At 75.7% G+C, this 12406-nt stretch carries 9 protein-coding genes and 1 pseudogene; 6 read left to right on the top strand and 4 right to left on the bottom strand.

Translation table 11 applies throughout. The features are described from left to right. Positions 1–38: 38 nt before the first annotated feature. Positions 39–1031: a 2,3,4,5-tetrahydropyridine-2,6-dicarboxylate N-succinyltransferase gene (dapD, locus tag NX801_RS16880; protein WP_258788560.1), complete on the top strand. Its 993-nt coding sequence runs from the start codon at positions 39–41 to the stop codon at positions 1029–1031. 143 nt (positions 1032–1174) lie between these two features. Here dapD and NX801_RS16875 read toward each other — a convergent pair. Then, positions 1175–1545 (bottom strand): annotated as a pseudogene (locus NX801_RS16875) (dihydrodipicolinate synthase family protein); the annotation flags it as partial. Between the two features lie 145 nt (positions 1546–1690). On the opposite strand from NX801_RS16875, the gene NX801_RS16870 reads away from it, so the two are divergent. The 3 genes from NX801_RS16870 to NX801_RS16860 are packed head-to-tail and all read left to right on the top strand — an operon-like array spanning position 1691 to position 2643. Beyond that, the gene (locus NX801_RS16870) at positions 1691–2080 is read left to right on the top strand and encodes a phage holin family protein (RefSeq protein WP_258788559.1); all 390 of its coding nucleotides are present in this window, start codon (positions 1691–1693) and stop codon (positions 2078–2080) included. Further along, entirely contained in the window at positions 2077–2334 is a 258-nt protein-coding gene (locus NX801_RS16865) for a DUF3618 domain-containing protein (protein WP_258788558.1), read from the top strand. Before NX801_RS16870 ends, NX801_RS16865 begins: the two co-directional genes overlap by 4 nt. Before the next feature lie 9 nt (positions 2335–2343). Beyond that, positions 2344–2643, top strand: a complete 300-nt coding sequence (locus NX801_RS16860) for a DUF4235 domain-containing protein (RefSeq protein WP_258788557.1) — start codon at positions 2344–2346, stop codon at positions 2641–2643. 378 nt (positions 2644–3021) lie between these two features. On the opposite strand, the gene NX801_RS16855 is transcribed toward NX801_RS16860, so the two are convergent. Then, positions 3022–4923, bottom strand: a complete 1902-nt coding sequence (locus tag NX801_RS16855) for an endonuclease/exonuclease/phosphatase family protein (RefSeq protein WP_258788556.1) — start codon at positions 4921–4923, stop codon at positions 3022–3024. Positions 4924–5185: 262 nt separating this feature from the next. On the opposite strand from NX801_RS16855, the gene NX801_RS16850 reads away from it, so the two are divergent. Then, on the top strand, positions 5186–6691 hold the full coding sequence (locus NX801_RS16850; RefSeq protein WP_258788555.1) for a hypothetical protein: 1506 nt from the start codon (positions 5186–5188) through the stop codon (positions 6689–6691). A gap of 183 nt (positions 6692–6874) precedes the next feature. On the opposite strand, the gene NX801_RS16845 is transcribed toward NX801_RS16850, so the two are convergent. Continuing rightward, positions 6875–7828, bottom strand: coding sequence for an SCO6745 family protein (locus NX801_RS16845; protein WP_258788554.1), 954 nt, complete (start codon positions 7826–7828; stop codon positions 6875–6877). 75 nt (positions 7829–7903) lie between these two features. Next, complete coding sequence (locus NX801_RS16840) at positions 7904–8584, bottom strand: PAS domain-containing protein (RefSeq protein ID WP_258788553.1); 681 nt, start codon at positions 8582–8584, stop codon at positions 7904–7906. A 220-nt stretch (positions 8585–8804) separates the two neighbouring features. Here NX801_RS16840 and NX801_RS16835 point away from each other — a divergent pair, with 220 nt between their 5' ends. Beyond that, positions 8805–12335 carry a cytochrome P450 gene (locus NX801_RS16835; protein WP_258788552.1) on the top strand — a complete coding sequence of 1177 codons (3531 nt, stop codon included), beginning with the start codon at positions 8805–8807 and terminating at the stop codon, positions 12333–12335. The last annotated feature ends 71 nt before the right edge of the window (positions 12336–12406 follow it).

Here is a 12406-nt window from a genome sequence, read left to right as displayed (position 1 = left end):
GTTGGCTCCGGCGCGCCCCCGCCGGTTAGGTTCTCCGCATGACCGACACCACTTCCGCACCCCGCACCACCGGCGCCGTCGCCGCCGGCCTCGCCACCATCGCCGGCGACGGCACCGTTCTCGACACCTGGTTCCCCGCCCCCGAGCTGACCGACGCGCCCGGCCCGGCCGGCACCGAGCGGCTCACCGAGGACCAGGCCGCCAACCTGATCGGGGAAGGCGCCGTCAAGGCCGTCGGCGTGGACGCCCGCCGGGGGGTCGAGGTGGTCGCCGTGCGCACGGTCATCGCCTCGCTGGACGACAAGCCGCTCGACGCGCACGACGTCTATCTGCGGCTGCACCTGCTCAGCCACCGCCTGGTGAAGCCGCACGGCCAGAACCTGGAGGGCATCTTCGGGCTGCTGGCCAATGTCGCCTGGACCTCGCTCGGCCCGGTCGCCGTGGACGACCTGGAGCGCGTCCGGCTCAACGCCCGCGCCGAGGGGCTGCACCTCCAGGTGACCAGCGTGGACAAGTTCCCGCGCATGACCGACTACGTGGCCCCCAAGGGCGTACGCATCGGGGACGCGGACCGGGTGCGGCTCGGCGCCCACCTCGCGGCCGGCACCACGGTCATGCACGAGGGCTTCGTCAACTTCAACGCCGGCACCCTGGGCACCTCCATGGTCGAGGGCCGGATCTCCGCCGGAGTGCTCGTCGGGGACGGCACCGACATCGGCGGCGGCGCCTCCACCATGGGCACCCTCTCCGGCGGCGGCAATGTGGTCATCTCCATCGGTGAGCGCAGCCTGGTGGGCGCCGAGGCGGGCGTCGGCATCGCGCTGGGCGACGAGTGCGTGGTGGAGGCGGGCCTCTACCTCACCGCCGGCACCCGGGTGACCATGCCCGACGGACAGATCGTCAAGGCCCGGGAGCTCTCCGGCGCCTCGAACATCCTCTTCCGCCGCAACTCGGTCACCGGCACCGTCGAGGCCCGCCCGAACAACGCGGTCTGGGGCGGCCTCAACGAGATCCTGCACAGCCACAACTGAGCCCGGGGCTCCGCGCTGAAACGAGCCCGGGGCTCCGGCTGATCCCGGCGGCGGTCGGACGGCCGCCGCCGGGCCGGTCGGGGTGCCGCCGGGCCGCCCCAGGCCGCCGGTCCGGTAGGGCCGCCGGTCCGGTCGGCAGGGCCCGGTGGATTGAGCTCCTCGCTCCCCGAGCAGTACGCCGGCGGGGCGCCGACGGCCATGGCCCGGGCGGCGCCCAGCAGGTCGTACGAGCAGTCCTTGACCGCCACGATCCGGGGGTGCCCGGCGAGCCGCAGCAGGGTGGCCGGCTCGACGCGTAACCCGGTCCGCGCCGGGATGTCGTACTGGCCGGGGACTCACCGGTGGTCCCGTTGAGCACCAGCCCGTCGCACCCCTCGGCCAGCAGGGCGACGGCCAGTTCCTGTGCCTGGTCCGGACCGAGCGCCCCGGCGGGGGTGAAGGGGGTGACCAGGGCGCGGAGGGCGCGGAGGGCGCGGCCGAAGGGGCGAGGGGCGGCGGTCGGCGCCGGGGACAGGGGCGCAGGCTGTCGGTCGATGGTGGTGAAGGTCTGCTTAGTTCCACTGGGGCTGATGGGTAAGAGTTGCTGAAGGGTGTGGTGGTTCGGGTTTTCGGTGCCGGGGTACCCGGTCGTCCCCGTACGTGATGGGAGGCGATGGGACGTGGCCGGAGAACCGACGGTCGGCGAGCTGGTCAAGCAGGCATCGGAGCAGCTCACCGACCTGGTCAGGACCGAGATGCGCACTGCGCAGGCGGAGATGGTGCAGAAGGGCAAACGCGCGGGCAAGGGCGGTGGTCTGCTGGGCGCCTCCGCCGCCGTGGGGTACGTGGGGCTGATCGGAATCTGGGCGACGGTCGCCGCGCTGCTGAATCTGGCCCTCGACGTCTGGGCCTCGGTGCTCATCGCGACCGCCGTCTTCCTGGTGGTGGCCGGTGTCCTGGCCGTCCTCGGCCGCAAGCAGCTCAAGAGCGCGGTGCCGCCCAAGCCCGAACGGGCCATCGACGGGGTGCGGTCCGATGTCGACGAACTCAAGGAGAGGGTCCACCGATGACCAAGGAGACGCCGGATTCGCCCAGTCCCGACCGGCTCCGGCTGGAAGCGGCGCAGAAGCGCGCGGAGCTGGGCGACACGATCGACCAGCTGATGGCGAAGACCGATGTGAAGGCCCATGCCGCCAAGCTGGTCCATGAGCACACCCCCGAGCCGGTACGCCGCAACGCCGGGCCGCTGCTCGGTGCCGTGGCCGCGCTGGTGGTGACCGGGGTGGTCCTCTGGCGGCTGCGCCGCAGCGGGAAGTGGGGGTGACCGGGACCGATGGCGACAGGACAGAAGCCCCCGAAGAGCAAGAAGAAGCGGAAGCAGAAGCTGCTTTACCGCCCGGTCGGCATCGCGCTGGGCATGGCCGGCGGTGCGCTGGCGAGCACGCTGTTCGCGAAGACCTGGGCCCTGCTGGGCGACGGCGACGCCCCGGACGCCATGGACGAGGAGCGCACCTGGCGGGAGATCCTGCTGGCGGCGGCGCTGCAGGGCGCGATCTTCGCCGTGGTGAAGGCGGCGGTGGACCGCAGCGGCGCCACCGGCGTCCGCAAGCTCACCGGCATCTGGCCCTCCTGAGGCGAGGCGGCCGCACCGGCGGAAGGGCCGGCTCCCGCGCGTCACGCGGGTGGCCGGCCCTTCGCCGTGCCCGGGGCCCCGGCCGCCCGGCGGGCCCCGGCCGCCCGGAGCGGGCAGGTGGCGGACGGAGAACGGACGGACAGCGGACGAAAAAGCGGCTGCACGGCGGACGGACGGCGGGGCGGCCCGGCGGGCGCCCGTCCGCCCGCCGGACCGGTGGCGAGCCCGGGCCCTGCGGGCGGCCCCCTCGGGCCCTGCGGCCGGTCTCGGGCCCTGCGACCGGGTCCCGGGCCCTGCGGGCGGCCCCCCGGGCCCTGCGGCCGGCCCCGCGCCCTACGGGCCCTCCCGGCTCCTGCGGCCGGCCCCCGGCCCCGCGCCCTACGGGCGGAAGCGGATCACCTGCGGGTCGTGGTCGCTGTCCTGCTGGGCGAACTCCGCGTTGATGTGCACGCTGTCGTAGGCGAAGCGGCGGATCGACGGGCTGGTCAGGATCTGGTCGAGCACCTGGCTGTTGCCCTGGTAGACGTACGAGTACCGCTCGGCGCGCGGCAGCGAGGTGACCGCCGTCCGCAGCGCTCCGCCCGCGGTGAGCGCGCGGGCGGTACCGGAGAACTCGAAGTCGTTGATGTCGCCCAGCGCCAGCACCTTGGCGTCCTTCTGGACCGCCAGCAGCTCCTTGACGAAACCGTTCACCGCCTGCGCCTGCTGGAGCCGCTTGGCCTCGGAGGAGCGGTTGGGCGGCTGGTGGTGGGAGACCAGCGACTCGTCGCCGCCCTTGGAGCCGAAGTGATTGGCGATCACGAACACCGTCCGGCCCCGGAAGACGAACTCGCCGGCCAGCGGCTTGCGGCTGTTCTCCCAGGCGGTGTCGGCCGGGGCGATCCGGCCGGGGGAGTGGGTGAGGGCGGCCCGCCCGCGCTCCCGGACGACACCGGTCGCGGTGGTCGCGTCGCCGGGGGCGCGGTCGGTGAAGGAGACCCGGGCCGGGTTGAAGAGGAACGCCTGCCGGATGTTGCCGCCCGGCTCGCCGCCGTCCTGGTTGTTCAGCGGGTCGATCGAGCGCCACGCGTACGCCGGTCCACCGGCCGCCACAATGGCGTCGGTGAACTTCTTCAGCGTCTGGTCGGCCGCCACCACCCCGTCGTTCCTGGCGCCGGTGTTGTCCTGGATCTCCTCCAGGGCCAGCACGTCGGGCGAGGCCAGGTTCTCCACCACGGCCCGGGCCAGCGCGTCGAACTTCGCCTGCGGGTCGGACGGGTCGAGGTTCTCCACGTTGTACGTCGCCACCGCCAGCTCGCCCGAGCGCTGCTTGGCCGTGCGCTCGCGCTTCAGCCCTCGGTCGGTGACGCTCAGCGGCGTCCGGGCGGCCAGGGTGTAGCCGCCGAACTGGTTGAAGTCGAGCGGGCCCTCGGTGGTGCCGGTGAGCACATCGCCCACATTCGCCCTGGGGAAGGGCTGTTCGGCGGTCGGGGTGAGCGACTGGACCTGGAGCCGGCCGGTGTTCTGGTCGGTGTAGGAGCCGTAGACGGTGCCGCCGCGCCGGTTGTCGTTCTCGTGCGGCTTCACCGTCACCCACAGCTCGCTGTACGGGTCGGTGGCGCCCACCACCCGCGAGGAGCCGATCCGGACGTTGGTGCCCTCCAGCGACTCGTAGTAGTCCAGGGCGTACGAACGCGGCTTCAGCGCCAGGCCGTTGACCGAGCCCCCGGCGGCCGGGTCGCCGGCCGGGGTGTACCGGGACGGGACCGTGCGGGCGGAGACGGTCACCGGGGCGGGCAGCGGGTTGCCCGAGGAGACGACGGTGACGGTGGGCTTGGTCAGCTGGGTCAGCGACTGGTTGCCGGAGGCGGTGCCGCCCGGCACGTACTCCCCGACCGTGCCGGCGACGGAGACCGCGTCGCCGGTCTTCACGGTGGGCGCGCCGCCGGTGTAGACGAACAGGCCCTCGCTGGTGGCCGGGTCGGCGTCGGGCCGCGGGTCCTGCATCCAGAAGCCCTTGGAGCCGTACGTCCGGACCCCGGTGACGATGCCCGTCACCCCGGTGACCTGCTGGTTGACGAGCGGGGAGATCCGGGTGGCGCCCTGGATGTCATGGATGCGGACGACCGCCCCGGGCGCCGGGTCCCCGGCCGGGGCCGCGCTCGCGAACGGGCCGGCGAGCAGCCCCGCGGCGAGGGCGGTGGCGACCACGGCGGCCACGGCGGCGGTGCGCGGCAGTGCGGCGGACACCGGGGAGGCCGGGGACGCCGGGGAGGGGGACGGGGATATGGGGCTGGACATCGATGTGCTCCGGAGCTCCGAGGGAGGGTGAGGGTGCCGCGTACGGTCCGTGGCGTGCCTGGTGCGGTCCGTATGCGATTTCTACGCGCGTCAATGTCCGGTGTGCGCGGGGGACTTGTCAAGGGGTGTCGGGCATACGGCGGTTGAGCATTGGATGAACCGTCTGGCATGCCCCCAAATGCGTCTACGCTAAGCGCTGGCCGGCCGGTCGGAGACCAGGGCCGCCCGGTGTACCGCGCACGTTGACGAGGAGACCCAGCCGATGCCCGCGACCCGCCCCACCCTGCCGCCGGTGCGGCTGCTCTCCGACGCGGAGCTGGCCCGGGAGGCGCTCGCCGCCCCGCTGCTGGCCCGCGCCGTCCGGCTCGCCCGCTGGGCCGGCCCGGAGACCCGGGTGGGCGCGGGCGGCGAGCTGGCCGAGGCCCAGCTGCCCGCCGCCGCCGAGGTGTTGGGGCTCGGCGCGGACGAGGACGGTGCCGCCTGCGCCGCCGAGGCGTGGCGGGTCGCGGCCGAGACCGGCCTGGTCGAGGTCACCGATCCCTCGGCGGACGAGGCGGAGGACGGCACCGCCGCGCCGGGCGAGCAACTGGCGCTGATCACCGGGGGTTCGCCGCGCGAGGTGCTGGCCATCTGGCTGGACGCCCTGGAGGCGGCCTTCGCGGACGCCACCGCGCCGGTGCTGGACGATCTGGCCGACGCCCTCGACGAGAGCGGTGCCTTCGACCTCGACGCCCTCGGCTGGGACCCGGAGGCCGAGGCCGAGTTCCTCGAAGGGGTGCTGGGCAACCTCTATCTGCTGACCGTCAGCGAGGGCGGCGCGGGCGACGGACCGGTGCCGCTGCCCGCGCTCGCCGCCTCGGTGATCGTCCCGGACGACATGCCCGAGCCGACCGACGACATCCTGGAGCGGGTCTCCGAGGCGATGATGCGGCTGGACGACCAGTTCCGGGTGCTCGAACCGACCGGTCTCGTCCAGTACGCGCCGGTGGACGAGGCGCTGATGGCGGAGGAGGACCAGGAGCCGGACGTGCCCGGCGGCGCGGGGACGGACGGGACCGGTGACGCGGTGTCGGGCGGGGCCGGGTCCGCGCTGGACGAGGAGGACGTCTCCCGGTACGGGATGGTCCGGCTGACGCCCCTCGGGCTGTACGGCATCCGCACCCGGCTGCTGGAGGCCGGGGTGGCCGCGCCGGCCGTCGGGGAGCTGGCCGACAAGGGGGCGGACGCGCTGCTGGACGGCATCGGGGACTACCCGGACGCCTCGGCCAGGGCGGAGACCCGGAAGTGGCTGGAGCGGCGCGAACCGCTGGCCGCCGCCCGGGAGTTGCTGGCCGCCGCCCGGGGTGCCGACCCGGGTGCGCCGCTGCGCCGGCTCAGCTGTCAGCAGGCCCTGGCCCTGGTCGGCGCGGAGGCCGAGCCGGCCGCCCGCGAGGTGCTGGACGACCCGCAACTGGGCGGGCTGGCCCGGGTGTGGCTGGCCGAGCGGGGCGCCGCGGACATCCCGCCGCCGCCCGAGTCCATGATCTTCTGGCTGGCCGTCGACACGATCGCCGCCCAACTCGACGCGGACGGGGACCTGGAGGAGCTCCAGGACCTGATCGAGTCCCTGACCGGACAGTACGGCGGCTTCTTCGAGACGGCCTGGCGGGTGGACCACCCGGCCACCCCGGAGGTCCTGGAGGCGATGGGCCGCCTCCACCGGGACAAGCACGCCGCCAAGGACGCCCGGAAGGCCGCGTTCAAGGCGCGCTCCCGCTCGGACGGCTGAGCGACGGCCGGGGGCGCCCGGGCGAGCGGCCGGGTCGGCGGCCGGGACCGGCCGGGCGTGCGGGGGTCCTGCGGGGACGGACGGCTTCCGGCGTACCTCCCCGTAGGACGTATGGACGTATGGACGTACGGTCGGCTTCCGGCGTACGGCTCCGAACCGAGCGTACGGCTCCGAACGGGGCGGTCAGCCCGTCGGCGCCGGGGCCCCGGGCGCAGCGGGAGTCTCAGGCGCTCCGGGGGCGTCGGGCGCTCCGGGAGCCCCGGGCACCCCGGAGCCGTCCGGCGCCGGGTCGGGCGCGGGGACGCCGATCGGGTTGGGGAAGCGCAGCGCCCCGGCGCAGACGCGGCCCAGCGGGCCCAGCGCCTCCGCCAGCCGGTCCGCCGCGCCCGGGGGCAGGCCCCGCCACGGCCGGGCGGCGGCCAGATCGGTGGCCCGCTCCACGGCGGCCAGTGTCTCCAGGCCCGCCGGGGTGGCCGTGCCCGCCGGGTCCAGCAGCCCGCGCCCGCACAGCCGGCCGGCCGCCGCCTCCCACTCCGCGTCGGTCCAGCCCCGGTACGGCTGCGACTCGGTGCGGGGCAGATCGTGGCCGGCCCGCAGCACCAGGATTTCGCAGCCGTCGAGCCCGGCGGCGACCAGCGCGGCGAGATGGCCGTCGCCCCGGTGCTCGCGCAGCACGGTCGCGGCGTGCCAGAGCAGGGCGTACGGCTCCTCCGGCGCCGCCACCGCCAGATTGGCGGCGGCCAGCGGGCGCCCGGCCACGTCCACGTCCCGCGCGTACCGGCTGAGGAGCGCGGCGGCCCGCTCGACGGCCGCCTCCCGGCCCGCCAGCATCCGGCGCAGCGCCGCGCTCGCGCCCAGGCACCGCGCCTCCAGCGCCCGGTCCGGCGGGAGCACGTCCCAGACCCCGGGCACCGCCCGTCGGACCATCGCGGGCGCGAACGAGAAGAAGGCGGAGGCCACCGCCCCGGGCCCGGCCGCGCCCAGCGGAGCCGCCCGGCCCGCGAAGTAGCCGCGCCAGACCCCGCGCAGCCCGGTCGTCTCGAAGGCGGCCCTGGCCTCCGGGGCGAAGTAGGTGACGGCGTGCACCGGTTCGTACAGCGTCCAGAGCGCGCGGGCGGCCCGCGAGGCGTCGTCCATGCCGGGGATTCTCACCCGTACGGGTGCCGGTTGGGGAGAGCGCGTTCACACCCGGGGCTGCTTCCGGGGCGGGTCTCAGGGCGCCCCCGGAGGCGGGTCCGGGCGCGGGTCCCGGGCCGGCTCCGGAGGCCAGGCGTCCGGGTCCAGGACGCCCAGCACATAGGCGCGGGCGACCAGGGCCGTACGGTTCGGGACGGACCAGCGGCGGGAGAGCCGGGTCAGGTGGTAGTTGACCCCGTCCACGGTGAGGCCGACCGACCGGGCGATCCGCTCGGTCGTCGCGCCGGCCGCCGCCAGCGCCAGGATCCGGCGCTCCAGCGGACCGGTGTCGTCCGGCCCCCGGGACGGGCGCGGCCGGTGCTCGCCCAGCACCCGGACCAGCACCAGCAGCCAGAGCGGGGCGTCGGCCGTGTCGCTCACCGTGTCGGCGGTCAGCTCGCCGTACCGCTCCCGGCCGTCCGGCGCCGACCAGCTCACCCGGACCGGATAGCGCGACCGGTGGCCCCGGCGCACCGCGTCCACGATCCGGTGCACCTCGTCGGCGGCCCGGGGGTGGAACAGCTCCAGCACGTTCCGCTCCGGCAACTCCCCGGGCCGTGTCCCCCATTCGGCGGCCATCGCGGGGTTGGCCAGCAGGATCCGCCCGTCGGTGCGGCAGACCGCGATGGGCACCGGCACCCGGTCGAAGACCAACAGCGCCCGGTTGCGCCAGTCGAAGAGGGTGCCGGTGTCCAGGATCTCGTGCGCCTCCTTCAACCGCCCTGCCCCTTCCCGCCGATGAGGCGCCCCGCGCCCGCCCTCCGCATGTCCTCCGCAAGCCGTCCGTACGCGCCCTGTGTACGCGCTCTCCGTACGCCCCTCGCCATGTCCTGCGCACAGGAGCACGCGGACCGCAAGGGCGCCGGGCTCCTTCCGGCTACACAATCATGTAGCCCGGTGGCCCGGACGGCCGGGTCGGCGGCCCGACGCTGGGGCCATGAGCGACACACCCGCACCCACCCTTCCCGTACCCGTCCCGTCCGGGGCGCCCGAATCCGGCGCGCCCGCAGCCGTGTTGCCCGGCGGCACCGGGGACGGCTCCCCCGGCGTGCCCGAGGTCACCGTCGAGGTGGACGCCGAGTCGGGCGTGCCCCTGGTGGACATCTCCGCCGTCGGCCCCACGGACACCCCGGTCCAGCAGATCATGGAGCTGATGCGCGAGCACGGGCCGGTGCTGCGGCGCCGGCTGCACGGCCGCGACGTGCTCTTCGTCTCCGACCCGGAGCTGGTCGCGGAGTTGTGCGACGAGGAACGGTTCGCCAAACAGGTCGGCCCGGCGCTGGAGAACGTCCGCGAGTTCACCGCCGACGGCCTCTTCACCGCCTATGACGACGAGCCCAACTGGGCCAAGGCGCACGACATCCTGATGCCCGCCTTCGCGCTGGGCTCGATGCGCACCTACCACCCGGTGATGCTGCGGGTCGCCCGGCGGCTGATCCGCTCCTGGGACGCGCGGATGGCGGCCGGACAGCCGGTGGACGTGGCCGAGGACATGACCCGGATGACCCTGGACACCATCGGACTCGCCGGTTTCGGCTACGACTTCGGCTCCTTCGAGCGCCCCGAGGGCCATCCCTTCGTCCGGGCGATGGTCCGCTGCCTGGAGTGGAGCATGAACCGGCTGGGCCGGGTGCCCGGGATCGACTACACCGAGCAGGACGAGGCGTTCCGGGCGGACGCGGACTATCTGGCCTCGGTGGTGGACGAGGTGATCGCCAACCGGGCCGGGAGCGGCGGCGGGACCGGCACGAGCGCTGCGGACGGCGGGAATGCCGGGAGTGGCGGGACAGGCGCGGACGGCCGGGACGCCGGCTCGGGCGGTGCGGCGGAGGCGCCGGCCGAGGACCTGCTGGGGCTGATGCTGGGGGCCGTCCATCCCGCCGACGGCACCACCCTGGACCACGCCAACATCCGCAACCAGGTCATCACCTTCCTGATCGCGGGCCATGAGACCACCTCGGGCGCCCTCTCCTTCGCCCTCCACTACCTCGTCCGGCACCCGGCCGAACTGCGGGCCGTGCAGCGGGAGGTGGACGCCCTCTGGGGCGACACGGCCGACCCCGAGCCGGAGTTCGCCGAGATCGGGCTGCTCCGCCGCACCCGGCAGGCGCTCAACGAGGCGCTGCGGCTCTGGCCCACGGCCGCCGCGTTCGGCCGCCGGGCCCGCCGGGACACCCTGCTCGGCGGCCGGATCCCACTGCGCGCCGGGGAGTGGGCCATCGTGGCGGCCCCGATGCTGCACCGGGCGCCGGTCTGGGGCGACAACCCGGAGCTGTTCGACCCGGACCGCTTCGCGCCCGAGGCGGAGGCGGACCGGCCGGTGCACGCCTACAAGCCGTTCGGCACCGGCGAACGAGCCTGCATCGGAAGGCAGTTCGCACTGCACGAGGCGACCATGCTGCTCGCGCTGCTGGTCCACCGCTACCGGCCGCTGGACCACGCGGGCTACCGGCTGCGGGTCAAGGAATCGCTGACCCTCAAGCCCGAGGGGCTCACGCTGACCCTCCGGCCCCGCACCGCCGCCGACCGCCGGGCCCTGGCGCGTACCGCTCCGGCCGCCCCGGCCCCCGGCGGACCGGCCGGCACCGGGACGGACGCCACCACCGGGACGGACGCCGGGCACGGGCCCGCCCGGGTGCGGCCGGGCACCGGGCTGCTGGTGCTGCACGGCTCCAACTACGGCACTTGCCGGGGCTTCGCGGCCGAACTGGCCGAACTGGGCGAGGCGCTGGGCTGTACGACCGAGGTGGCGCCGCTGGACGACTACCCGGACGGGGTGCCGGACCGGGGCCCGGCCGGCGAGGAGCGGCCCGTGGTGATCGTCGCCGCCTCCTACAACGGCCGCCCCACCGATGACGCGGCCCGGTTCACCGGGTGGCTGGAGCGGGCCGAGCCGGGCGCGGCCGCCGGGGTGCCGTACGCCGTGCTGGGCGTGGGCGACCGCACCTGGGCCGCCACCTACCAGCGCGTCCCGACCCTGATCGACACCCGGCTGGCCGAGCTGGGCGGCGTCCGGCTGGCCGACCGGGGCGTGGCGGACGCCGCCGGGGACCTGGCCGCCGGGGTACGGGCCTTCGCCGCCGCCCTCCGCGCCCGGCTGCTTGAGCGGTACGGCGACCCGGAGTCGGCCGGCGCCCCCGCTGCCGCTGCTGCTCCCGGTGCCGTCACCGGCACCGACGCTCCGGCCACCGGCCCCGCGTACACCGTCACCGAGCTGACCGGCGGCCCCCTGGACGCGGCAGCCGCCCGGTACGGCCTGGTCCCGATGACCGTCACCGCGAGCCGGGACCTCACCGCGCCCGGCTATCCGCGCGTCAAGCGGCTGGTACGGCTGGCGCTCCCGGCGGGCGCTGCCTACCGCACCGCCGACCATCTCACCGTGCTGCCCGCCAACGCGCCCGAGCGGGTCACCCGTACCGCCGCGCTGCTCGGCGCCGACCCGGACACCCTGCTGAGCCTCGCCCCGGCCCGCCCCGGGCGCGGCCCACTGGCGGTGGACCGACCGCTGACCGTACGGGAGTTGCTCACCCACCATCTGGACCTCGGCCACCGGCCGGGCGGCGACCGGCTGGCCCGGCTCGCCGCGCTCAACCCGTGCCCGCCGGAGCGGGCCGCGCTCGCCGCCCTCGCCGCCGAGGCGGGAGACGGACCGGGACCGGCGACCCTGCCCGAGCTGCTCACCACCTACCCGGCGCTGCGGGAGGCGCTGGACTGGGCGGAACTCCTCGAACTGCTGCCGCCGATGCGGCCGCGCACCTACTCGGTCTCCTCCTCGCCCGCCGTGGACCCCGGCCATCTCGACCTGATGGTCTCGGTGGCGCCGGAACGGCCGGGCACCGGCTCGGCCCATCTGGCCGCGCTGAACCCGGGGGACACCGTGCTCGCCCGCCTCCAGCCGTGCCGGGACGCCTTCCGGGTGGAGCACGGGCCCCGGCCGCTGATCCTGATCGCCGCCGGCACCGGCCTGGCGCCCTTCCGGGGCGTGATCGCGGACCGCCGGGCGCTGCTCGCCGCGAACCCGGCGGCCGGGGAAACGGCGCCCGCGAACCCGGCGGTCCCGGAGCTGGCGCCCGCGAACCCGGCGGCCCCGGGTCCGTACGGGCGGCTGCTCTGCTACGTCGGCTGTGACGCGCCGGACGCCGACTATCTGCACGCCGAGGAGCTGCGGGCGGCCGAGGCGGCGGGCGCGGTGGAGCTGCGCCCGGCCTTCAGCGCCGCCCCGGTCGCCGGGCACCGGTTCGTCCAGCACCGGATCGAGGCGGAGGCGGCCGAGCTGTGGCCCCTGCTTGAGGCGGGCGCCGGGGTGTACGTCTGCGGGGACGGCGCCCGGATGGCGCCGGGCGTCCGGGCGGCGCTGCGGACGGTGTACCTCCGGCACACCCCGGGGGCCGGGGAGGCGGACGCCCAGCGGTGGCTGGACGGCCTCGCCGCCGAGGGGCGGTACACCGAGGACGTCTACGCCGGCTGAGGCACCGGCGGCGCACGCGGTGGGGCGGCGCCCGGGGCTGTACGGCCCCGGGCGCCGCCCCGCCGGAAACC

Origin of the sequence: Streptomyces pyxinae, from assembly GCF_024756275.1 — a bacterium.
Classification (GTDB): Bacteria; Actinomycetota; Actinomycetes; order Streptomycetales; family Streptomycetaceae; genus Streptomyces; species Streptomyces pyxinae.
Note: the sequence above shows the minus strand (reverse complement) of the source record. Positions and strands in the feature narration are given on the sequence as shown.

Bases quoted from the DNA above. Each gene is read 5' to 3' on its own strand.
- NX801_RS16865 (WP_258788558.1), top strand. From the start codon at position 2,077: ATGACCAAGGAGACGCCGGATTCGCCCAGTCCCGACCGGCTCCGGCTG.
- NX801_RS16850 (WP_258788555.1), top strand. From the start codon at position 5,186: ATGCCCGCGACCCGCCCCACCCTGCCGCCGGTGCGGCTGCTCTCCGAC.
- NX801_RS16860 (WP_258788557.1), top strand. From the start codon at position 2,344: ATGGCGACAGGACAGAAGCCCCCGAAGAGCAAGAAGAAGCGGAAGCAG.
- NX801_RS16855 (WP_258788556.1), bottom strand. From the start codon at position 4,923: ATGTCCAGCCCCATATCCCCGTCCCCCTCCCCGGCGTCCCCGGCCTCC.
- NX801_RS16845 (WP_258788554.1), bottom strand. From the start codon at position 7,828: ATGGACGACGCCTCGCGGGCCGCCCGCGCGCTCTGGACGCTGTACGAA.
- NX801_RS16835 (WP_258788552.1), top strand. From the start codon at position 8,805: ATGAGCGACACACCCGCACCCACCCTTCCCGTACCCGTCCCGTCCGGG.
- dapD (WP_258788560.1), top strand. From the start codon at position 39: ATGACCGACACCACTTCCGCACCCCGCACCACCGGCGCCGTCGCCGCC.